Source organism: Amycolatopsis sp. NPDC031561, from assembly GCF_055580625.1.
Window position 1 is genome coordinate 176,365 of the sequence record NZ_JBVILA010000006.1, and the last position, 25,191, is coordinate 201,555.

General features: G+C 71.8%; 3 protein-coding genes and 1 pseudogene. 1 reads left to right on the forward strand and 3 read right to left on the reverse strand.

Translation table 11 applies throughout. The annotated features are described in order from the left end of the window. Positions 1–25 precede the first annotated feature (25 nt). The 3 genes and pseudogenes from ACZ5IK_RS16265 to ACZ5IK_RS16275 form a co-directional block, all read right to left on the reverse strand. Positions 26–9,307 carry a type I polyketide synthase gene (locus ACZ5IK_RS16265; RefSeq protein WP_465488511.1) on the reverse strand — a complete coding sequence of 3,094 codons (9,282 nt, stop codon included), beginning with the start codon at positions 9,305–9,307 and terminating at the stop codon, positions 26–28. 30 nt (positions 9,308–9,337) lie between these two features. Further along, positions 9,338–9,385 (reverse strand): annotated as a pseudogene (locus tag ACZ5IK_RS16270) (polyketide synthase docking domain-containing protein); the annotation flags it as partial. Between the two features lie 38 nt (positions 9,386–9,423). Beyond that, complete coding sequence (locus ACZ5IK_RS16275; protein ID WP_465488389.1) at positions 9,424–23,322, reverse strand: type I polyketide synthase; 13,899 nt, start codon at positions 23,320–23,322, stop codon at positions 9,424–9,426. A 470-nt stretch (positions 23,323–23,792) separates the two neighbouring features. Here ACZ5IK_RS16275 and ACZ5IK_RS16280 point away from each other — a divergent pair, with 470 nt between their 5' ends. Further along, positions 23,793–24,821, forward strand: a complete 1,029-nt coding sequence (locus ACZ5IK_RS16280) for a methyltransferase (protein ID WP_465488390.1) — start codon at positions 23,793–23,795, stop codon at positions 24,819–24,821. Positions 24,822–25,191 lie beyond the last annotated feature (370 nt).

The window sequence follows — 25,191 nt, forward strand, 5'->3', positions numbered from 1 at the left end:
AGCGCGGATGCGCGAAAGCGCGGGATCACCGGCCGAGTTCGGTGTGGATGAAGTCGAAGATTTCGTCGTCGGAGGCGGATTCGAGCTTCTCCGCGGCGTTCGCCCGTCCGTCGCGGGCTCCCGCGTCGGTCCAGCGGGAAAGCAGGCTCTGGAGACGCTCGGCGATCAGTTCGTGGGTCTTCTCGTCGGGCGCCGCCTCGGTCAGCAGCGAGCCGAGCCGGTCGACCTCCTCCACCAGCGAGGCGGGCCGGGCCTCGTCCTGGAACTGTTCGGACCACAGGTGGCCGGCCACCGCGGCCGGGGTCGGGCAGTCGAACAGCAGGGTCGCGGGCAGCCGCAGCCCGGTCGCCTCGCCGAGCCGGTTGCGCAGCTCCACCGAGGTCAGCGAGTCGAAACCGAGGTCGCTGAACGCGCGGGTGGCTTCCACGTCGTCGGCCGAGGCGTAGGAAAGCACGGCCGCCGCCTCCGCCTGGACCAGCGAGACCAGCACCCGCACCTGTTCGGCGCGGGACAGTCCGGCCAGCCGTTCGGCGAGGTCCGTCGCGCCGTCCCCGGCCGGGCCGTCCGCGGAGTCGTCCAGCGCCTGCCGCACTTCCGGCAGGTTTTCGACCAGCGGGCTGGGCCTGCGCAGCGTGAACGTCGGAGCGAAGGTCGCCCAGTCCACGTCGACCACCGTCGTCTGGGCCGCGCCCTCGTCGACGAGCTGCGCGAGCACCTGGATCGCCTGTCCGGGTTCCAGGATGGAGAACCCGCCGCGCGCCAGCTGCGCGATGCCTTCCTCGCTGGTCAGACCGCCACCGCCCCACGGACCCCACGCCACCGAGGTCGCGGGTTCGCCGCGGGCCGCACGGTTTTCCGCGAGCGCGTCCAGGTAGGCGTTGGCCGCCGCGTACACCGACTGCATGGCGCTGCCCCAGGTCGCCGAGATCGAGGAGAAGAGCACGAACGCGTCGAGATCGGCGTCGCGGGTCAGCTCGTCCAGATGCCGCGCGCCCTCGACCTTCGCTGCCAGCACCGAAGCCGCCTCGGCCGGGTCGGTGTCGGCGATGGCGCCGAACTGCCCGATACCCGCGGCGTGCACCACGCTGGAGAGCGCGGGCCCGGTCGCGGCGATCCGGTCCAGCAGCCCGGCCAGGTCGGGCCGGTTGCCCGCGTCGCAGGCCACCACCTCCACGTCGGCTCCCTGCGCGGCGAGCCCGGCGACCAGCGCGACGACGCCCTCACTGGGCCCGGTGCGGCTGGCCAGCACCAGCCGTTCGGCGCCGCGGGCGGCCAGCAGGCCGGCCACCCGGCCGCCGATCGCGCCGGTGCCGCCGGTGATCAACGCGGTGCCCAGCGACATCCACGGCGCCGCCGCGTCCCCCCTGCGCGGGGCGCGTTCGAGCCGGCGGCCGTGGATCCCCGCGGTGCGGATCGCGACCTGGTCTTCCCCGGTGCCGGCCAGCACCGCGGCCAGCAGGCCCGCCGTGCGGTCGTCGAGGGTGGCGGGCAGGTCGAGCAGACCGCCCCACCGGTGGGGGTGTTCCAGCGCGGCGACCCGGCCGAAGCCCCAGACCTGCGCCTGCACCGGGTTCGTCAGCGGCGTGCCCGGCGCGGTGGCGACCGCACCCGAGGTGACCGTCCACAGTGGCGTGTCCGGCTGCGCGTCGCCCAGTGCCCGCACCAGGTCGATGGTCGCGGCCAATCCCTTGTTCAGCGCGGGATTGCCCGGCGTCGGGGTCTCGTCGAGTGCCAGCAGCGAGAGGATTCCGCTGAGTTCGCTGCCGGGGATCGGGTCTTCGGGCGAGAGCAGCAGCACCTCGGCGCCGCGAGCCCGCAGAGCGGCTTCGCAGTCGCTGGCGAGCTGCCGGCCGCTCGGCGCGACGATCGCCCAGGTCCCGTCGAGAGTGACGGGGTCGGGGTCGGTGATCGGCGCCCAGACGGTGCGGTAGCGCCAGTTGCCTGTCGCGGCCCGGCCCAGTTCGCGGTGCCGCCACGAGGTCAGCGCTTCCAGCACCTCGCCGACCGGGCGCTGGTCGTCCAGTTCCAGCACCTCGGTCAGCTGCGCGAGGTCGCCGCCTTCGACCGCGGCCCAGAACCGGGCCTCGGCCACCGTGCCCACGGCCTCGCCGCCCGGCGCGGGCTTCAGCCAGTAGCGCTGGTGCTGGAACGCGTAAGTGGGCAGCTCTACCGGCTTCCCCATCGGCAGCACGGCGGACCAGTCCACCGACAGGCCGTGCACGAACGCCTCCGCGAACGCCGTCAGCAACCGCTCCGCACCGGCGTTGTCCCGCTCGACCGTCCCGACCGCGATGACACCGGAAACCACGGCGTCCTCAGCAGTTTCGGTCACCGACGCGACCAGCACCGGATGCGGGGAAACCTCCACAAAGGAATCGAAGCCCTCCGCCAGCAGCGCCCGAGTCGCACTCTCGAACTGCACCGTCTGCCGCAGATTCCGATACCAATAACCCGCGCCCAGCTCCCCGCCGGACACCCACTCACCGGTCACCGTCGACATCATCGGCACCCGACCAGCCTGCGGCTCGATCCCGCCGAGTTCGTCCGCCAACACACCTTCCAGCGGCTCGACCGCCGACGAGTGCGCCACGAAATCCGTCTCCGGGACACGCCAACGAAGCATCTTCCGCGACGCCAGCTCCCGCTCGAACTCCGCCAGCGCCTCCGGATCACCGGACACCACCGTCGCAGCAGGGCCGTTCACCGCCGCCACCGACAGCCGATCACCCCACCGCTGCACCAGTTCGGCCACCGAACCGACAGGCGCGACCACCGACACCATCGACCCCTCGACCGACAACCCCGACAGCCCCCGGGACCGGGCCACCACGACCCGAGCGGCATCCTCCAACGACAACATCCCCGCCACCGTCGCGGCCGCGACCTCGCCCTGCGAATGCCCCACCACGGCCTCCGGCGACACGCCCGCCGCTTCCCACACCGCCGCCAGGGAAACCATCACCGCCCACAGGACCGGCTGCACGACTTCCGCCGACGCGAGTTTCGCCGGGTCCAACAGCACTTCCCGCGCAGACCAGTCCACACAGGACACCAACGCACGCTCGCACTCCACGAACCGCGCCGCGAACACCGCACTCTCCGCCAGCAACGCACGACCCATACCGGTCCACTGCGCACCCTGCCCGCCGAACACGAACACCGGACGCACGCCAGAACGCGCGACACCGTGCACCGGCACACCCGACCGCAGCGACGCCAGGTCGCCGCCGACCGTCACGGACCGGTGATCGAACGAAGACCGCGTCACCGCCAGCGACCAACCCACGTCGACCGGGTCCAGCTCCGCGCGGGCATCGATCCACGCCGCGAGCCGCTTCCCCTGTGCTGCCAGGCCGTTCGCCGAACGGCCCGACACCGGCCACGCGGTCAGCCCGCCCGTGACGACGGGAACCCGCTCGTCGACGATCTCCGCCGCGACCGGCTCCGGCGCCTCCTCGAGAATGAGGTGCGCGTTGGTCCCGCTCATCCCGAACGAGGACACCCCCGCCCGGCGCGGCCGGTCCTCCGCGGCCCACGGCTTGTTCTCGGTCAGCAGCCGCACCTCGCCGGACGCCCAGTCCACATGCGGCGAACGCTCGTCGGCGTGGAGGGTGCGCGGCAGCTCCCGGTTCTGCAACGCCTGCACCATCTTGATCACGCCCGCCACGCCGGCCGCGGCCTGCGAGTGCCCGATGTTCGACTTCACCGAACCCAGCCACAACGGCCGCCCCTCCGGCCGGCCCTGGCCATAGGTGGCCAGCAACGCCTGCGCCTCGATCGGGTCGCCCAGCGGCGTACCGGTCCCGTGCGCCTCCACCACGTCAACGTCCTCAGTGGACAAACGAGCGCTCGCCAACGCCGCCCGGATCACCCGCTGCTGCGAAGGACCATTCGGCGCGGTCAACCCGTTCGAAGCACCGTCCTGGTTCACCGCCGAACCCCGCACCACGGCCAGAATCCGGTGCCCGTTGCGTTCGGCGTCGGAAAGCCGTTCCACCACCAGCATGCCCGCGCCCTCGCTGAGGCCCATGCCGTCCGCGCCGGAGCCGAACGGCTTGCACCGTCCGTCCGGCGCGAGCCCCATCTGCCGGCTGAACTGGTTGAACAGCAGCGGGCTCGCCGCCACCATCACACCGCCGGCCAGCGCCAGGGAGCATTCCCCGGAGCGCACCGCCTGGCAGGCCAGGTGCAGCGCCACCAACGACGACGAGCACGCGGTGTCCACGGTGACCGCGGGGCCTTCCAGCCCCATCACGTAGGCGACTCGGCCGGACACCACGCTGGTGGAGATGCCGGTGACCAGGTGCCCGTCCAGTTCGCCCTGCAGCCCGGAGCTCCAGCCGTAGCCAGAGGCGGACGCACCGGCGAACACGCCGGTCGCGGAACCCCGCAGCGACGCCGGGTCGATCCCGGCGCGCTCCAGCGATTCCCACGCCACCTCCAGCAGCAACCGCTGCTGCGGGTCCATCGAGACCGCCTCGCGCGGACTGATCCCGAAGAACCCGGCGTCGAAACCGGTGGCGTCGTACACGAATCCGCCGGACCGGACCGGTTTCCCGGAGTAGCCGTCGCCGCTGGTCGGCATGTCCTCGACCACCCAGTTGCGGTCGCCGGGCAGTACCGAAATGGCGTCGGTCCCGGCGGCCACCAGGTTCCACAGGTCCTCGGGGCCGGTGACGCCGCCCGGGTACCGGCAGCTCATCCCGACGATCGCCAGCGGTTCGTCGGTGACCGCCGCCGCGACCGGCGCCTGCGCGGCGGTCTCGTCCGCGCCGGACACCTTCGCCAGCAGGAACGCGGCGGCGGCGTTCGGGGTGGGCGCGTCGAACAGCAGCGTCGCCGGGAGAGCGAGCCCGGTGGCGGCGCTGAGCCGGTTGCGCAGTTCCACCGAGGTCAGCGAGTCGAAACCGAGGTCGCTGAACGCACGGGCGGCCTCCACCTCGTCGGGCGAGGCGTAGCCGAGCACGTCGGCGGCCTTCGCCTGGACGAGCCCGACCAGCAGCCGGTTCCGCTCGGACTTCGACAGCCCGGCGAGTTCCTGCCGCAGCGTCGCGTCGTCCGCGGCGGCGGCGCCCTCCGGCCCGTCAAGCGCCTCGCGGACCTCCGGAAGGCTCTCGATCAGCGGGCTCGGGCGGCGCAGTGTGAAGGGCGGAGCGAACCGCGCCCAGTCGATGTCGGCGACGGTCAGCCTGCCCTCGTCGCCGTCGAGGATCTGGCCGAGAGCGTCGATGGCGCGGTTCTGGTCCATCACCAGCAGACCGCGTCGGATGCCTTGCGCGGCACCGTCGGAGTCGGTCATGCCGCCGCCGCCCCACGAACCCCACGCCACGGAGGTGGCGGGCAGGCCCGCGGCCCGGCGCTGTTCGGCGAGGGAGTCCAGGAAGGTGTTCGCGGCGCCGTATGCGGGTTGCAGGCCGCTGCCCCAGGTCGCGGAGATCGAGGAGAACAGCACGAACGCGTCGAGGTCGAAATCCCGGGTCAGCGCGTCGAGATGCACCGCGCCCGCGACCTTCGCCGCGAGCACGGCGGCCGTCTCGGCGAGATCGGTCTCCGCGACCGTGGTGGCCTGCCCGATGCCCGCGGTGTGCAGCACCGAGGACACCGCGGGTCCGGTCCGCGCGGTCCAGTCCAGCAGCCCGGCCAGCTCCGCCCGGTTGCCCGCGTCGCAGGCGACGACGTCCACCCGGGTGCCCGCCGCGGCCAACTCCGCGGCGAAGGCGGGCATGTGCCCGGCGGCAGGTCCGGAACGGCTGGTCAGCACAACGCGTTCGGCGTCGCGGCGGGTCAGCCAGCGGGCTACGTGCCCGCCGATCGCGCCGGTGCCGCCGGTGACCAGCGCCGTCCCGCGCGGGGTCCACATCCGGTCCGTCGTCTTCGGCCGGTCCGCCCTGGCCAGCCGCCGCCCGAGGAGGCCGCCGGCGCGGATCGCGACCTGGTCCTCGCCGCAGCCGGCGAGCACCGCGGCGAGCCGGTCGCCAGCCGCATCGTCGAGTTCTGCGGGCAGGTCGAGCAGACCTCCCCAGGCTTCGGGGTGCTCCAGGCCGACCACCCGGCCGAGCCCCCATGCCTGCACCTGCACCGGATTCGGCACCGTGTCGTCGGCCGCGGCGGCGAGCGCGCCCTGCGTGGCCACCCACAGCTGCGCCTCGACCTCCAGGTCCACCAGCACCTGCGCCACGGAAAGCGTCCGTGCCAGTCCGCGCGTCAGGACGGGGTGTTCGGGCATCGGCGTCTCGTCGATCGCGAGCAGCGACAGCACCCCGGCGGGCTGCGTCTCCGGCAGCGCCTCGTCGAGGAACCCGGTGACTTCTTCGCGCGTGACGACCCCATCGGGCAGCTCGGCGACCAGCACCTCCGCGCCGCGGGCCTCGAGCGCCCGCACACAGCTCGCGGTGAGATCGTCGGCCGCGTCTGCGGTGAGCACCATCCAAATGCCGTCGAGGGAGACCGGGGCCGGATCGGCCACCGGGGTCCAGATGGTGCGGTAGCGCCAGTTCTCGGTCGCTGCCCGGCCCAGTTCCCGGTGCCGCCACGTGGTCAGCGCCTCCAGCACCTGGCCGACCGGACGCTCGTCCTCCAGCTCCAGCACCTCGGTCAGGTGCGCGAGATCGCCGCCCTCGACCGCCGCCCAGAACCGCGTCTCCGCGACCGTTCCCGCGCCGTCGCCGCCCGAAGCGGCCTCCATCCAGTAGCGCTGGTGCTGGAACGCGTAGGTGGGCAGCTCCACCGGCTCGCCCACCGGCAGCACGGCGGACCAGTCCACCGGCAGGCCGTGCACGAAGCCTTCCGCGAACGCGGTCAGCAACCGCGCCGCACCCGCGTTGTCCCGCTCCACCGTCCCGACCGCGACGACCCCGGAAACCCCGGCATCCTCGGCGGTCTCCCGCACCGACGCGATCAACACCGGATGCGGCGAAACCTCCACGTAGGAATCGAAGCCGTCCACCAGCAACGCCCGAGTCGCACTCTCGAACTGCACCGTCTGCCGCAGATTCCGATACCAATAACCGGCATCCAGCTCCTCACCGGACACCCAACCGCCCGTGACGGTCGATATCATCGGCACCCGACCGGCCCGCGGAGAGATCCCGCCGAGTTCGTCCGCCAACACACCTTCCAGCGGTTCGACCGCCGACGAGTGCGCCACGAAATCCGTCTCCGGGACACGCCAACGAAGCATCTTCCGCGACGCCAGCTCCCGCTCGAACTCCGCCAGCGCCTCCGGATCACCGGACACCACCGTCGCAGCAGGGCCGTTCACCGCCGCCACCGACAGCCGATCACCCCACCGCTGCACCAGTTCGGCCACCGAACCGACAGGCGCGACCACCGACACCATCGACCCCTCGACCGACAACCCCGACAATCCCCGGGACCGGGCCACCACGACCCGAGCGGCATCCTCCAACGACAACATCCCCGCCACCGTCGCGGCCGCGACCTCGCCCTGCGAATGCCCCACCACGGCCTCCGGCGACACGCCCGCCGCTTCCCACACCGCGGCGAAAGACACCATCACCGCCCACAACAACGGCTGCACCACGGCCGCCGAGCCCAGCTCCGCAGCCCCGGTCAACACCTCACGCGGCGACCAGTCCACACAGGACTCCAACGCACGCTCGCACTCCGCGAACCGCGCCGCGAACACCGGGCTCTCCGCCAACGCGGCACGCCCCATCCCCACCCACTGCGCACCCTGCCCGCCGAACACGAACACCGGACGCACACCAGACCGCGCCACCCCACGCACCGCCGCACCCGACAACAGAGAACCCAAATCCCCGCCGACCGTCACGGAACGATGCTCGAACGAAGACCGCGTCGCCGCCAGCGACCAACCGACATCCACCGGATCCAGCTCCCGACGAGCCCCGACCCACTCCGCCAGCCGATCCCACTGCGCCGCCAGCCCGCCCGCCGAACGCCCCGACACCGGCCACGCGGTCAACCCGCCCGACTCCAGTACCGGAACCCGCTCGTCCGCGCCCTCCGGCACTTCCTCTTCCGGAGCGTCCGGCTCGGGCGCGGTCTCTTCGGCGGCAGGAGCCTCCTCGACGATGATGTGCACGTTGGTGCCGCTCATGCCGAACGCCGACACCCCGGCCCGGCGCACCCGCTCCCCCGACGGCCACGGCACCGGCTCGGCCAGCAGCCGGACGTCCCCGGCCGACCAGTCCACATGCGTGGTCGGTTCTTCCACGTGCAAGGTGCGCGGCAGTTCCTGATTGCGCAGCGACAGCACGGTTTTGATGATCCCGGCCATGCCCGCGGCCTGCTGGGTGTGCCCGATGTTCGACTTCACCGAACCCAGCCACAACGGCCGCCCCTCCGGCCGACCCTGACCATAAGTCGCCAGCAACGCCTGCGCCTCAATGGGGTCGCCCAGCGGCGTACCGGTCCCATGCGCCTCCACCACATCAACGTCCTCAGTGGACAAACGCGCACTCGCCAACGCCGCCCGGATCACCCGCTGCTGCGAAGGACCATTCGGCGCCGTCAAACCATTCGACGCACCATCCTGATTCACCGCCGAACCCCGCACCACCGCCAAGATCCGGTGCCCGTTCCGCCGCGCGTCCGACAGCCGCTCGACCACCACGACACCCGCGCCCTCGGCGACGCCCATGCCGTCCGCGCCCGCGCCGAACGTCTTGCACCGGCCGTCCGGGGAAAGCCCGAGCGACGTGCTGAAGTCGGTGAACAGCACCGGAGTGGCCGCGACAAAGGCACCGCCGACCAACGCCATCGAGCACTCTCGCGAGCGCAACGTCTGGCAGGCCAGGTGCAGCGAAACCAGCGACGAGGAGCACGCCGTGTCCACGGTGACCGCGGGCCCCTCCAGCCCCAGCGTGTAGGAAATCCGGCCGGACAGAATGCTCGTGGCATTGCCGGTCATCACGTGTCCGTCGTGCTCGCCCTGCTTGCCCGAAAGCCAGCCGTAGCCCGAACCGGACGCACCGGCGAACACACCCGTCGCGGACCCCCGCAGCGAGGCCGGGTCGATCCCGGCGCGTTCCAACGCCTCCCACGCCACCTCCAGCAGCAACCGCTGCTGCGGGTCCATCGAGACCGCCTCGCGCGGGCTGATCCCGAAGAACCCGGCGTCGAAACCGGTGGCGTCGTCGACGAAGTTGCCCTCGCGCACCTCCGCGGCGGTGACGTCCCAGCCGCGGTCTCGCGGCAGTTCGGCGACCGACTCGCGCCCGTCGGACAGCAGCTCCCACAGGTCCTCCGGCGTCGCCACGCCGCCGGGGAACCGGCAGCTCATGCCGACGATGGCGATCGGCTCCTCGCCGGAGGATTCCACCTCCTGCAGGCGCTGCCGCGTTTCGTGCAGGCTGGCGGTCACCCGCTTGAGGAAGTAGCGGAGCTTGTCTTCGTTCACTTACGTCACCCCGTCGAGGAAGTCGCGTCTTCGTCTGGTCAGTAGATGCCGAGTTCTTTGCCGATGAAGTCGAAGACTTCGTCGTCCGAAGACGATTCGAGCTTCTCCTCGACGCCGTCGCCGGCGTGGTTTTCCTTCGCTTCTTTCCACTTCGCCAGCACGACTTCGAGCCGGTTGGTGATCAGCGCGGATTCGTCCGCGGTGGCCAGCCCGTCGAGCAGGCCTTGCAGCTTGTCCAGTTCGGCGAGCACCGGGGCGACCGCGCTGACCTCCGCGACCAGGCTCGTCCGCAGGTGTTCGGCGAGCGCGGCCGGAGTCGGGTAGTCGAACAACAGCGTGCTGGGCAACGACATCCCGGTGCTCGAACCCAGCCGGTCGCGCAGTTCCACCGCGGTGAGCGAGTCGGCGCCGAGATCGCTGAAGGACCGGTCGGCCTCCACGACGTCCTTCTCGTACCCGAGGACGGTCGCCGCCTCGGCGCGCACCAGGTCGACCAGCAGCCGCTGCTGTTCGGCCTGGGAAAGCCCGGACAGCTTCTCGGCCAGCGCGTTGCCCGCGGCCACGCCCGGCTCCTCGCCCCGGCTCTCCAACGCCTCGACGACGTCGGGAAGGCTTTCGATGAGCCGGCTCGGGCGGCGCAGGGTGAACGGCGGCGCGAACCGGCCCCAGTCCACGTCGGCGACGACCGTCAGGCTCTCGCCGCTGTCGAGCACCTGCGCCAGCGCGTTGACCGCGTGGGCGGGATCGAGCATGCCGAGCCCGCGACGGCTCAGCAGCGCCGCGTCCTCGACGTCGGTCATCCCGCCGCCGCCCCACGGACCCCAAGCCACCGAGGTGGCGGCGAGGCCGCGGGCGAGCCGGTTCTCCGCCAGCGCGTCCAGGTAGCAGTTGGCGGCGGCGTAGCCGGCCTGCATGCCGCTGCCCCAGGTCGCCGCGATCGAGGAGAACAGCACGAACGCGTCCAACTCGATCCCCGCGGTCAGCCGGTCCAGCGCGGCCGCGCCGTCGGCCTTGGCCGCCAGCACGGTCGCCAGTTCCGCCAAGGAAATCTCGTCCAGCGGCGTCGCTTGCGCCACGCCCGCGGCGTGCATGACCACCTTCAACGGCGGGCCGTCGTGCCCGATCCGGGTCAGCACTCCGGCCAGCTCGGACTCGACAGCGGCGTCGCAGGCGAACACCTCGACCGCAGTGCCCTCGCCGGCCAGTTCGGCGGCCAGCGCCGGCGCCCCCGCCGCGGTGGCGCCGGAGCGGCTGGTCACCACGAGCCGTTCGACGCCGCGCTCGCCGAGCCAGCGGGACACGTGCCCGCCGATCGCGCCGGTGCCGCCGGTGATCAGCGCGGTGCCGGACGGCGCGAACCGCCCCGCCGCGCCCTTGGGCGCTCCGGCCCGGCCGAGACGACGGCCGAAGATCCCGTTCTCGCGGATCGCGAGCTGGTCTTCACCGTCCGAGTCGGCCAGCAGCGCGCACAGCCGTCGCGCGGCCGTGTCGTCGAACTCGACCGGCACGTCGATCATGCCGCCTCCGTGGTCGGGGTGCTCCAGCACCGCGACCCTGGCCACGCCCCATACCTGCGACTGCTCCGGATTCTCGGTCGGCTCGCCGGGAAGGGCGGACACCGCGCCCCGGGTGAGCGTCCACAAAGGAGCGGGCAGGTGCAGCGCGATCATCGCCTGGATGAGCGTCTGGGTCCCGGCCACGCCATTGGCCAGGTTCGGGAAGCCGGGCGCCGGAGTCTCGTCCAGCGCCAGCAGCGACACCAGCCCGGAGACCGCGCCGTCGCCGACGACGTCCTCGATCCGCGCGGTCATGGCCGCCACGTCGGTGCTCTCCACCGCTTCCAGCACGCTCACCTCGGCGCCGTGCTCGGCCAGCACGCGCAGACAGGTCCGCGCCAACTCGTGCTCGGCCTGGTCCGGGGTGCGCACCACGATCCAGCGCCCGGACAACGTATGCGCGGCGGGCTCCGGGATCGAAGCCCAGCTCACGCGGTAACGCCAGTCCGCGGTGACCGTGCGGTCGTGTTCGCGTTTGCGCCAGGAGACCAGTGCGGGCAGCACCTCGCCGAGCTGCGCACTGTCCTCTATAGACAAGGTGTCGGCGAGTTCGGTCAGATCGCCACTCTCCACCGCGGCCCAGAACTCGGCGTCCGCCGCCGAACCCGTCGCGGTGCCCGGTCGCGTCTGCACGCCCTGCGGCCAGTAGCGCTTGTGCTGGAAGGCATACGTCGGCAGCTGCGCGCGGTTCCCCTGGGGAATCAGCGCACTCCAGTCGACACTCACGCCCTGCACGAAGGCCCGCGCCAGCCCGGCGATCAAACCGGTGCCGTCCTTGCGCTGCAACGGCACGAACCCGGCCGCCGAACCCAACGCCGACAGCGAACCGTCCGGCCCGACCTCCAAGAACACCGAAATCCCCTGCGCGACAAGAGACTCCACCGCCTCCCCGAACCGCACCGCACCCCGCGTCTGCTCCGGCCAATACTCGGCCTCGCAGTCAGCGACCAGCTCACCGGTCAACGCACCCGCCCACAACAATTCCGGACGCGCATACGTGAGCCCTTCAGCCACCTGACGCAGCTCGTTTAGCACCGGATCCATCGCCACCGAATGGAACGCATGACTCACCCGCAACCGCCGAACCCGGTTCCCGCGCTCCTTCCACCGCGCCACGATCTGTTCGACCGCCTCGACTTCACCAGAGACCACCACCGACTCCGGACCGTTCACCGCCGCTATCGACACCCCATCTGTCAGGGTCTCGACCACCGCGTCCTCCGGCGCGTTGATCGCCGCCATCGCACCACCCACCGGCAACGCCTGCATCAACCTCGCGCGAGTAGCGACCAGACGACACGCATCCGACAGGGAAAGAACCCCCGCCGCATACGCCGCCGCGACCTCGCCCACCGAATGCCCGACCACCGCATCCGCCCGAACACCCGCGGCGCGCAACACCTCGAACAACGCCACCTCAAAGGCAAACAACCCAGCCTGCGCATACAAAGTCTGATCACTGCCCGGCGTCTCCGGATCCAGCACCACATCCCGCACCGAAACACCCAGCTCCAGCTCCAGCAAACCCGAAACCCGGTCAAACACCTCCGCAAACACCGGACTCGACTCAAACAGTCGCCGACCCATACCAGCCCACTGCGAACCCTGACCCGCGAACACCAAACCCACCCGAGCACCCGGATCCGCGACGCCTGAAACAACCGACCCGGCGGACTCCCCCGCGACCAGACTGTCCAGCCCGCTCAGGAGATCGTCGCCGAACACGACGGCCCGATGGTCGAACACCGACCGCGTGGTGGCCAACGACCAGCCGACGTCCACCGGCGACAGCCCACGCCCGACGACCCGCTCGCGAAGCCGCCCGGCCTGTGCCGTCAGCCCGTCCGCCGAACGACCCGACACCACCCACACCGTCGGCTCGTCCGTCGCCACGACCTCGGCAGCCTCGTCTTCGGGAGCTTCCTCGATGATGATGTGCGCGTTGGTCCCGCTGATGCCGAACGCCGACACGCCCGCCCGGCGAGTCCGCCCCGACTCCCAGGCCACGTTCTCCGTCAACAACCGGACCTCGCCCGCCATCCAGTCCACATGCGACGACGGCGTTTCGGCGTGCAGCGTCCGCGGAAGTTCCTTGTTCCGCAACGCCAACACCATCTTGATCACCCCAGCGACACCCGCCGCCGCCTGCGTGTGCCCGATGTTCGACTTCACCGAACCCAGCCACAGCGGGTCCCGCCCGGCCCGTTCCTGTCCATAGGTCGCGAGCAACGCCTGCGCCTCGATCGGGTCACCCAACGGCGTCCCCGTACCGTGCGCCTCCACCACGTCCACTTCGGACGCCGACAACCCGGCATTCGCCAACGCCGCCCGGATAACCCGCTGCTGCGAAGGACCATTCGGCGCCGTCAAGCCGTTCGACGCACCGTCCTGGTTGATCGCCGAACCCGCCACCACGGCCAGCACCGCATGCCCGTTGCGCCGAGCGTCGGAAAGGCGTTCCAGCACGAGGATGCCCGCGCCTTCGCCCATGCCCATGCCGTCGGCCGCTTCGGAGAACGCCTTGGACCGGCCGTCCGCCGCGATGCCGCGCTGGCGGGCGAAGCCGACCATCTCCCACGGCGTGGCCATCACCGACACACCGCCGACCAGCGCCAGCGAGCATTCGCCGGTGCGCAGCGCCTGCCTCGCCGTGTGCAGTGCCACCAGCGACGACGAGCACGCGGTGTCCACGGTGAGCGCCGGGCCTTCGAGACCGAGTGTGTAGGAGATCCGGCCGGAGATGATGCTGGTCGCGTTGCCGCTGATCAGGTGGCCTTCGACCGCTTCGGCGCCGTTCTGCGCGGCCAGCTGCATGCTGACCATCGCGTAGTTCGAGGAGTAGCCGCCGATGAACACGCCGGTGCGCGAACCGCGCAGCGCGACCGGGTCCAGTCCGGCGGATTCCAGCGCCTCCCAGGACAGTTCGAGCAGCAGCCGCTGCTGCGGGTCCATCGCCAGCGCCTCGCGCGGGCTGATCCCGAAGAAGCCCGGGTCGAACGCGGTGGCCTGGTGGAGGAAGCCGCCCTGGCGCGCGTAGGTGGTGCCAGGGTTCGCCGGGTCCGGGTCGAACAGCGCGTCCGCGTCCCAGCCGCGGTCGGCCGGGAACTCGGAGATCCCATCGCCCCCGGCGGCCAGCAGATCCCACAGCTCCTCGGGGCTGTTGACGTCCCCGGGGAAGCGGCAGCTCATCGCCACCAGCGCGATCGGATCGTCGTCGACGGCCGCCGCCGCCGAAGGCAGTTCGGCCGGGCCGGCGGGCTGGGCGCCGAGCAGCGTGGTGCGCAGGTGCTCGGCCAGCACCGTCGGGGTCGGATAGTCGAACATCAGCGTCGCGGGCAGCGGCACGCCCGCCGCGGCCGAAATCCGGTTCCGCAGTTCGACCGAGGTCAGCGAGTCGAAGCCCAGTTCGCTGAACGCGCGGCTCGGCTCCACGTCCTGCGGCCCCGCGTAGCCGAGCACGGCGGCCGCCTCGGCGCGGATCAGGTCCACCAGCAGCCGGTCCTGTTCGGCGCGGGAGCGGCCCGCGAGGTCCTGGGCCAGTTCGCCCGCCTCGCGCTGCGCGCCGCCGTCGGCCTTGAGCCCGGCCTTCAACCGCTGCGCGTCCGGCAGGTCGCGCACGAACGGCAGGTCCAGGATGGCGGCCTGTCCGGGCGCCGCGGCGAGCGCGGGCCAGTCCAGGTCCATCACGGTCAGCACGGTGTCCGGTCCGGCCATCGCCCCGGCCAGCGCCTTGACGCCCAGGTCCGGGTCGATCAGGACTTCCCAGTGGTTGCGGCGCAGCCGGGCGCGGGCGGCTTCGCTGGCCTGCGAAACACCGCCGCCGGACCAGGGTCCCCACGCCACCGACAGCGCGGGCAAGCCACGCGAACGCCGGTTCTCCGCCAAGCCGTCCAGATAGGCGTTCGCGGCCGCGTAGTTGGCCTGACCGGCGCCGCCGAAGGTCGCGGCGGCCGAGGAGAACAACACGAACGCGTCGAGCGGCAGCTCTGCGGTCAGCTCGTCGAGGTGCGCCGCGCCGCCGGCCTTGGCCGACAGCGCACTGGCGAGCCGGTCGGTGGTCATCCGGTCGAGCACGCCGTCGTCCAGCACCCCAGCGGTGTGCATCACCGCGGTGAGCGCGGGTCCGTCGGCCCCGATGCGGTCGATCACTCCGGACAGGTCGGCGCGCGATGCCGCGTCGCAGCCGGTGATCTCCACCGCGGTCCCGGCGTTGGCCAGCGTGGCGGCCAACGCCGCCGCGCCTTCGGCCGAGGCTCCGGAACGGCTGGTCAGCACCACCTTCTCCGCGCCGTGCTCGGCCAGCCAGCGGGCCACCCGGCCGCCGACCGCGCCGGTGCCGCCGGTGATCAGCGTGGTGCCGCGCGGCCGCCATTCCCGCTCGGCGGGCTGTGGCGCGCGCACGATGCGGCGGCCGAGAATGCCCGCGGGCCGCAGCGCCACCTCGTCCTCGCCGCATCCGGCGAGCACCGCGCACAGCCGGTTCGCGGTGCGCTCGTCGAGCACGGCGGGCAGGTCGATCATCCCGCCCCAGCGGTCCGGCTGCTCCAGCAGCAGCACCCGGCCGAGGCCGCGGGTCTGGGTCTGCACCGGCCGGGTCAGCACGTCCCCTGGCCCGGTGGCGATCGCGCCCGTGGTGACCAGCCACAGCGGCGCGGTGACATCCGCGTCGGCCAGCGCTTGGATCAGCGTCGTGGTGCCCGCCAGTCCGCCCGGCACCACCGACGCTCCCGCGAGCGGAGTCTCGTCCAGCGCGAGCAGCGAGACCACTCCGGTCAGCGGCCCGGCGACCGCGGTCGCCAGTTCTTCACGGGTGGCGGTGCTCGCGTCGACTTCGAGCTCGGTCACGTCCGCGCCGCGGGCGGTGAGCGCCTCGACGCACGCGCGCACCAGAACGTCCTCGCCGTGTCCGGTCGGCACGACCGCCAGCCAGGTCCCGGTCAGCGGCATGGGAGCCGGATCGGCGACCGGACGCCAGGTGACGCGGTAACGCCAGTTCCCGGTGATGTCCCGGTCCTGCTCCCGTCGACGCCAGGCCGCGAGCGCGGGAAGCACCTCGTGGAAGGAACGCTGCGCGTCCACCGCGAGAGCGCCACCCAGCCGTCCCAAGTCTCCTTCCTCGACGGCAGCCCAGAACTGGGCGTCCGCGGCGGAGACAGCGCGGTCGCCGGACACCGGGGCGGGGCCGGACAGACTGGACCCGGCCAGCCAGTACCGCTGGCGCTGGAACGCGTACGTCGGCAGGTCCACCCACTGTCCGGCGGGCAGCACGGCGGGCCAGTCCACCGCGGTGCCGCCGACATACACCTGGGCCAGCGAGGCCAGCAGCCGCGCGACGCCGCTCTGCTCCCGCTCCACCGTGCCGGTGATCACCGGCGCGCCCGGGACTGCCAGGTCCTCGATGGTCTCGGCGATGCCGGTGGTCAGCACCGGCTGCGGGGACACCTCGACGAAGGCGCGGTGCCCGGCCGCGGCCAGCGCCCGGACCGCTTCGTCGAACCGGACGGTTCGGCGGACGTTGGCGAACCAGTACGCGGCGTCGAGTTCCTCGCCGTTCATCCACCGGCATTCGACCGTGGAGAACAGCGGGAACTCGCCCGGCTGCGGCTGGATGTCCGCCAGGCCTTCGAGCAGCTCGTTCTCCAGCCCGGCGATCCCGGCGGAGTGCGCCACGAAGTCGGAAACCGGGACGCGCCAACGCAACACCTTGCGCGACGCCAGTTCCCGTTCGAATTCGGTGAGTGCTTCGGTCTCGCCGGAGACCACCACGGCGGCGGGCCCGTTGATCGCGGCGATCGCCAGCCGGTCTTCCCACCGCACCAGCAGTTCCCGCACCGCCTCGGCGGGCATGACGACCGAGAGCATGCCGCCTTCGGCGCCCAGCCCGGACAGCGCCTTGCTGCGGACCGCGACGACCTTCGCCGCGTCGTCCAGCGACAGGATCCCGGCGACGGTGGCCGCGGCGATCTCGCCCTGGGAATGCCCGAGCACGGCGCTCGGCGCGACCCCGGCCGCCGCCCACACCGCGGCGAGGGAAACCATGACCGCCCACAGGGCGGGCTGACCGATCTCAGCGCGGTCGAGATCTTCTTCGTTCCGCAGCACCTCGGTCAGCGACCAGTCCACGTACGGTCGCAGCGCCTGCTCGCATTCGGCCATCCGGGCGGCGAAAACCGGCGAGGACGCCAGGAGTTCCCGGCCCATGCCCGCCCATTGCGCGCCCTGTCCGGGGAACACGAAGACCGGCTCGCTCTCCTCAGCCGCCGCCGAAGCGCCGACCACGACGCCGGGAGCGGGCTCGCCGGCGGCCACCGCGGCCAGCCCCGAAGTCAGTTCCGCGAGATCGGTGCCGGTGATCACGGCGCGGTATTCGAACATCGTGCGGGTCGACGCCAGCGACCACGCGACATCCGCCGGGTCGAGATCGGGGCGGGCGGCCACGTGCTCGGCGAGCCGGGCTGCCTGGGCGCGCACGCTTTCCGCGGTGCGACCGGAAACCGTCCACGCGTGCGGGCCCGCAGTGCTCTCCGTGTCCGCGGTGGCCTCCGGTTCGGGGGCTTCTTCCAGGATGATGTGCGCGTTGGTGCCGCTGACGCCGAACGACGAGACCCCGCCCCGGCGCGGACGGCCCTCGGCCTCCCACTCCCGCTGCGCGGTGAGCAGTTCGACCGCGCCCGCGGACCAGTCCACGTGCGGAGACGGCTCGTCGGCGTGCAGGGTCTTGGGCAGTTGCTTGTGCCCCAGCGCCAGCACCATCTTCAGCAGCCCGCCGATACCTGCCGCGGCCTGCGGGTGCCCGATGTTCGACTTGACCGAGCCGAGCCAGACCGGCCGGTCCTGCGGCCGGCCCTGGCCGTAGGTGGCGATGACCGCCTGCGCCTCGATCGGGTCGCCCAGCGACGTGCCGGACCCGTGCGCCTCGACCACGTCGACGTCCTGAGTGGACAGTCCGGCGTTCGCCAGCGCCGCGCGGATCACCCGCTGTTGCGAAGGACCGTTCGGCGCGGTCAACCCGTTCGACGCGCCGTCCTGGTTGACCGCCGAGCCGCGGACCACCGCGAGCACCGGATGCCCGTTGCGGCGCGCCTCGGACAGCCGCTCCAGCACGACCATGCCCGCGCCCTCGGCGATGCCCATGCCGTCCGCCTCGGCGGAGAAGGACTTCGACCGGCCGTCCGGGGAAAGCCCGCGCTGCCTGCTGACCCAGACGAACAGGTCCGGAGTGGCCGACACGAACACGCCGCCGGCCAGCGCCAGCGAGCATTCGCCGGAGCGCAACGCCTGGCTGGCCAAATCGACCGCGACCAGCGCCGAAGAGCAGGCAGTGTCCACCGTGACGGCGGGGCCTTCGAGCCCGAAGGTGTAGGACAACCGGCCCGACAGCACACTCGTGGTGGTACCGGTCAGCAGATGCCCTTCGATGCCTTCCTCCGCGCTGGCACCGGCGAGACCGTAGCCGGTGAAGCTGGCCCCCGCCCACACCCCGGTCTTGCTGCCCCGCAACGAGGACACCGGGACGCCGGACCGTTCCAGCGCCTCCCAGGAGACTTCGAGCAGCAGCCGCTGCTGCGGGTCCATCGCCAGCGCCTCGCGCGGGCTGATCCCGAAGAACCCAGCGTCGAATTCGGCTGCGTCGTAAACGAAACCGCCCTGCCGCACGTATGAGGTGCCGGTGTGCTCCGGGTCGGGGTTGTAGAGGCTGTCCAGCTCCCAGCCGCGGTCCTGCGGGAACGCGCCGATCGCGTCCGTGCCCGACGCCAGCAGCTCCCACAGCTCCTCCGGCGACCGGACGCCGCCGGGGAAACGGCAGCTCATGCCGACGATGACCACCGGGTCGTCGTCCAGCGCCGCCGTCGCCGCCGTCGCCGCCGTCGCGACCGGAGTCGAATCCGCGGCGCCCAGCAGTTCCGTGCCGAGGTAATCGGCCAGCGTGGTCGGGTTCGGGTAGTCGAAAAGCAGTGTCGCGGGCAGTTTCAGCCCGGTGGCGGCGCCAAGGCGGTTGCGCAGTTCGACAGCGGTCAGCGAGTCGAAGCCGAGTTCGCTGAACGCGCGGGAGGCCGGAATGGACGACGGGGACGGGTAGTCGAGCACCGCCGCCGCTTCGGTCCGGACCAGGGTGACCAGCAGCCGTTCCTGCTCGGCCGCGGACAGTTCCGCGAGCTGCTGCTTCAGGGAGCCGCTCGCCTGCTGGTCGGCCGAGGCCTCGCCGGCGGTGAGGGCGGTGCGCACCTCCGGCAGGATTTCCAGCAGCGGGCTGGGACGGCGCAGGGTGAACGGCGGAGCGAACTTCGCCCAGTCCACGTCCGCCACGGTGACCACCGCTTCGCGCGCGTCCATGATCCGCGCCAGCATCCCGATCGCCCGGTCCGGGGCCAGCGGCGACAGGCCGCGGCGTTCGAGCTGCGCCTGGTCGGCGGCGGAGTTCATCGCGTCCGCGCCCCACGGCCCCCATGCCACCGAGGTGGCCGGGAGCCCGGCGGCGACCCGCGCCTCGGCCAGCGCGTCGAGCCGGGCGTTCGCCGCGGAGAACCCGGGCTGCCGCCCGCCGCCCCACACCGCGGCGACCGACGAGGTCAGCACGAACGCGTCCAAGTCGAGGTCCGCGGTCAGTTCGTGCAGCCAGGCCGCCGCACCCGCCTTGACCGCCAGCACCGCGTCCAGTTCGGCCGGATCGGCGTCCTCGATCGGCCGGTCGTCGATGAGTTCTTCGGTGTGCAGCACCGAGGACAGCGTCGAACCGAGCCCGGCGACGACCGCGGCCACCTCCGGCCGCACCCCGGTGTCACAGGCCACGATGTCGACCGCGGTACCCGCCGCCGCCAGCTCCGCGGCGAAAGCCGCGGCCTCGCCCGCGTCCGGACCGCGCCGCCCGGCCAACACGACGCGCGAGGCGCCCCGGTCGGCCAGCAGCCGGGCGACGTGCCCGCCGATCTTGTCCGCCTCACCGGTGATCAGCGCGGTTTCCCTTGGCGTCCAAGGCGTTTCGCCACCGCGCGGCGTGGCGGCGCGCAGCAGCCTGCGTCCGAGGACACCCGTCTCGCGGATCGCGACCTGGTCCTCGCCGCCTCCGGCGAGGAGCGCCGTCAACCGCTTCGCGGCCCGACCCGTCAGCGTCGCGGGTACGTCCACGAGTCCGCCCCAGCGGTCGGGGTGTTCGAGCGCCGCGACCCGGCCGAGTCCCCAGAGACCGGCCTGTGCGGGATTCTTCGGTGCCTCACCGGGAACCGCCGCGACCGCACCGCTGGTGACCGTCCACAATGGAGCTTCGGACTGAAGGTCGCCGAGGGCCTGAACCAGAGCAACGGTCTGCGTCAGGCCGTGCGTCTCGTCCAGCGAAAGCAGCGAAAGCACGCCCGACAACTCGTCGCCCGCCACCAGGGCGGCGATCTCGCCGCGATCCCCGGCACCGTCCGGCAGCTCCAGGCTCCGCGTCTCCGCACCAGCCCTCGCCAGTGCGTCGCGGCATTCCTGCGCGAGCGGGTGCCCGGACTGTCCCGCCGCCGTCACGACGAGCCAGTTCCCGCCGAGCCGCACCGGCGCGGGCTCCGCGACGGGCACCCAGCTGACCCGGTACCGCCAGTCCTCGCCCGGCGTTTCCGCACCGCTTCGCCGAACGGCGGGCAGTTCGTTGTTCAGCCAGTAGCGCTGGTGCTGGAACGCGTAGGTGGGCAGCTCCACCGGCTCGCCGACCGGCAGCACGGCGGACCAGTCCACCGGCAGGCCGTGCACGAAGCCTTCCGCGAACGCGGTCAGCAACCGCGCCGCACCCGCGTTGTCCCGCTCCACCGTCCCGACCGCGACCACCCCGGAAACCCCGGCATCCTCGGCGGTCTCCCGCACCGACGCGATCAACACCGGATGCGGGGAAACCTCCACAAAGGAATCAAAGCCCGCCGCCAGCAACGCCCGAGCCGCACTCTCGAACTGCACCGTCTGCCGCAGATTCCGATACCAATAACCCGCGCCCAGCTCCCCGCCGGAAACCCAACCGCCCGTCACCGTCGACATCATCGGCACCCGACCGGCCCGCGGAGAGATCCCGCCGAGTTCGTCGGCCAGCACGGCCTCCAGCGGCTCGACCGCCGACGAGTGCGCGACGAAGTCCGTCTCCGGGACACGCCACCGCAACATCTTCCGCGACGCCAGCTCCCGCTCGAACTCCGCCAACGCCTCCGGATCACCGGACACCACCGTCGCAGCAGGACCGTTCACCGCCGCCACCGACAACCGATCACCCCACCGCTCCATCAGTTCGGTCACCGAACCGACCGGCGCGACCACCGACACCATCGACCCTTCCACCGACAGCCCCGACAAACCGCGGGACCGCGCAGTCACCACTCGCGCCGCGTCGTCCAGCGACAACATCCCCGCCACCGTCGCCGCCGCGACCTCACCCTGCGAATGCCCCACCACCGCCTCGGGTTCGACGCCCGCCGCTTCCCACACCGCCGCCAGGGAAACCATCACCGCCCACAGGACCGGCTGCACAACTTCCGCCGACGCGAGTTTCGCCGGGTCCAACAGCACTTCCCGCGCAGACCAGTCCACACAGGACACCAACGCACGCTCGCACTCCACGAACCGCGCCGCGAACACCGGGCTCTCCGCCAGCAACGCACGACCCATACCGGTCCACTGCGCACCCTGCCCACCGAACACGAACACCGCACGCACACCAGAACGCGCCACCCCACGCACCGGCACACCCGACAGCAACGACGCCAGGTCGCCGCCCACCGTCACAGAACGATGCTCGAACGCCGACCGCGTCACCGCCAACGACCAGCCGACATCCAACGGGTCCAGCTCCGGACGAGCCCCGACCCACGCCGCCAACCGATCCCGCTGCGCCGCCGCCCCGTCCGCCGAACGCGCCGACACCGGCCACGCCGTCGCCTCGCCCGTCACCACCGGGACGCGCTCGACCACCACCGGCAGCTCGTTCTCCGCAACGTCCACATCGGACACCTCGGCGGACTCGGCAGCCTCGTGCCCGGCCGGAGCTTCCTCGAGAATGATGTGCGCGTTGGTCCCGCTCATCCCGAACGACGACACCCCCGCCCGCCGGACCCGCTCCCCCGGCTCCCACGGCGCCGGCTCGGCCAGCAGCCGCACCTCGCCCGCCGACCAGTCCACGTGCTGGGTCGGCTCGCCCACGTGCAACGTCCGCGGCAACTGTCCGTTCCGCAGCGCCAGCACCATCTTGATCACCCCGGCCACCCCGGCCGCGGCCTGGGAGTGCCCGATATTCGACTTCACCGACCCCAGCCAAAGCGGACGGCCCTCCGGCCGCTCCCGGCCGTAGGTCGCCAGCAGCGCCTCCGCTTCGATCGGGTCGCCGAGCGTGGTCGCGGAGCCGTGCGCCTCCACCACGTCGACGTCGGAACCGGACAGCCGCGCGTTGGCCAGCGCGGCGCGGATCACCCGCTGCTGCGAAGGACCGTGGGGCGCGGTCAGCCCGTTCGACGCGCCGTCCTGGTTGATCGCGCTGCCCCGGATCACCGCGAGCACGGGGTGGCCGTTGCGCTGCGCGTCGGAAAGCCGTTCCACCGCCAGCACGCCGGCGCCCTCGGCCCAGCCCGAACCCTCCGCGTCCGCGCTGAACGAACGGCAGCGCCCGTCGGTCGACATGCCACGCTGGCGCGAGAAGCCGACGAACACGCCGGGCCCGGAGATGACCGTGACCCCGCCGACCAGCGCCAGCGAGCACTCGCCGGAGCGCAGCGCCTGCGTGGCCAGGTGCAGGGCCACCAGCGAGGAGGAGCACGCCGTGTCAAGCGTCACAGCGGGGCCTTCCAGCCCCATCGTGAACGCCACGCGTCCGGAAAGGACACTCGTCGACACCCCGGTGACGAGATGGCCTTCCGAACCGCCGGCCTCGGCCGCGGGGTTGGCGCCGTAGCCCTGGTTGTAGGCGCCGACGAACACGCCGGTCTTGGTGCCGCGCAGGGAATCCGCCGGAATGCCCGCCCGCTCGACGGTCTCCCAGGCCACCTCCAGGAAGAGCCGCTGCTGCGGGTCCATCATCAGCGCTTCGCGCGGGCTGATCCCGAAGAACTCGGCATCGAACCCGGCCGCGTCGTAGACGAAGCCGCCGTGCCGGGCGTAGGAGGTGCCCGGATTATCCGGGTCGGGGTCGTAGAGGTTCTCCAGATCCCAGCCCCGGTCCTGCGGGAACTCGCCGATGGCGTCGGCGCCCTCGGCGAGCAGCTGCCACAGCGCGTCGGGGCTGTGCGCGCCGCCGGGGAACCGGCAGCCCATGCCCACGATCGCGATCGGCTCCTGTCCGCGCTGCTCGACGTCGGCGAGCTGGCGACGGGCCTGTCGCAGGTTGGCCGTCACGAGTTTGAGATAGTCGCGGAGCTTGTCTTCGTTCGCCATCTGGTCCCAACCTCGCCTGACTACCGGGGTTCTGTCTCTTGCGCACTACAGCGCCGCGGCGGGGCGACCGCGGCGGAATAACAGACGGATTCGCGGGCGCACCCCGAACGGGCGCCCGCACCGTGCGGTCCAGCGCATTTCGGTGACGCGTGTCGAAATCGGCTTCGGTGACCGGAGAGTCCCGCGAGGTTCACGCCGCCGGCCGAGACCCGCGCGTCGCCGTGACCCGACTGCGCCGCGCACCCGGAACCTCGAGAGCACCAGTCATGGCCTCAGCCTCGTCGTCGGCCCGGAAAAAGCGCAAGACCGCGAGAGTTGTTCAACTGCCCTTTCCGTGCGGCTGAACGACTTCCGGGCGCGCGGGCGGTTGAACGCCCGTCCCCGCGACCCCGATTCTCCTAGTGTGCACAGCACGCCAGCCAATGCACGAGCCTGCCAATTCACCAGCCAGCCGGGGAGAGCCAAGGGCCATGGAAGTGTCACTGCTGAGTCATGTCATGGGGTCGATCTCGTCGGCCGCGATCGGCGCCGTCGCCCGCCTCGGCATCGCGGACGCGCTCGCCGACAGGCCGAAGACCGGCGCCGAGATCGCCGAAGCGATCGAAGCCGACCAGGTCTCGCTGGAATCGCTGATGCAGGCAGTCGCAGCGCTGGGGATCTTCACCGTCGACGAGGACCGCCGCTACGCCAACACCGCCGCCTCCGAACAGCTGAAATCCGACCACCCGCAGTCCATCCGGCACCTGGCGTCGCTCATCTGCGGCCTCTACGGACAGGCGGCCGCGGGCGGGCTCGCGAAGGCGGTCAAGGACGGCACCGCGGTGATGCCCGCCGCGTTCGGGGTCTCGCTGTACGAGTACCTGGAGAACGACGCCGAGACCTCGCGGATCTTCGACCTCGCCATGCAGGACTGGTCCCGCCCGATCGGCGTGGTGCTGGCCGAGCACGTGCCCTTCGAGAACGTCCGCGTCGTGGTCGACGTCGGCGGCGGCAACGGCGCGCTGCTCAAGACGATCCTGGCGGCCCATCCGCACCTGCACGGCGTGTGCGTGGACCGGCCCGACACCTGCCGGCGCGCGGAGGCGGACCTCCAAGCCTCCGACGACGACGAAGACCTCAAGCAGCGCCTCACCTACCGCCCGGCGGACATTCTGAAGGAAATCCCCGAGGGCGGCGACCTCTACCTGATCAAGAACGTGCTGCACGACTGGAGCTCCGAGAGCAGCGTGCGGATCCTGTCGAACATCCGCACCGCGATGGCCGCCGGCGACAACCCGACGCTACTGGTCATCGACCCGCTGGCCGAGCACGATTCCGGCGCGGCGTTTCGCAACGTGATCAAGATGGTGGTGGGCGAGACCCACGCCCGCGAACGCACCGAGGCCGACATCCGCCGCGAAGCCGCGGATGCGGGCCTGCACGTCGAGTCGATCACCCCGTGCCCGGCCGACCTCAGCGTCGCCACCTGCAAGCTGGCCGAGGCGCCGGCCACGGTCTGATCCGCACGTCGAGAACGCCACGGGGCGCCCGTGGCGTTCTTTTACGTCCGGTGTGCGGTTGTTGTCCGGCTCCGCTTTCTTTCGCACCCCCCGGAGCGGAAACGCGCTGCCCCCTGAACCCGAACATTCGGACACCCCGCCTCCGGCCGCGATCCCGAAGCAAATATTGAGCAGATAGGCAAAGGTGTCCTGTCGGGTGCCGAGTCCGTGAAGGCCTCCTTGAGGGACTCTGGGTCCCTCAAGGAGGCCTTCACGGACCGGTGTTCGGCTCGGGTCTTGCGGTCCTCGTGGGCGGCGGAGTCCCGGAGCGTTGGGGGAAAAAACCTCCCCACCCCCCAAATTTTGAAAAGGGAATTCTCAAAACCCAAAG

Bases quoted from the DNA above. Each gene is read 5' to 3' on its own strand.
- ACZ5IK_RS16280 (WP_465488390.1), top strand. From the start codon at position 23,793: ATGGAAGTGTCACTGCTGAGTCATGTCATGGGGTCGATCTCGTCGGCC.
- ACZ5IK_RS16275 (WP_465488389.1), bottom strand. From the start codon at position 23,322: ATGGCGAACGAAGACAAGCTCCGCGACTATCTCAAACTCGTGACGGCC.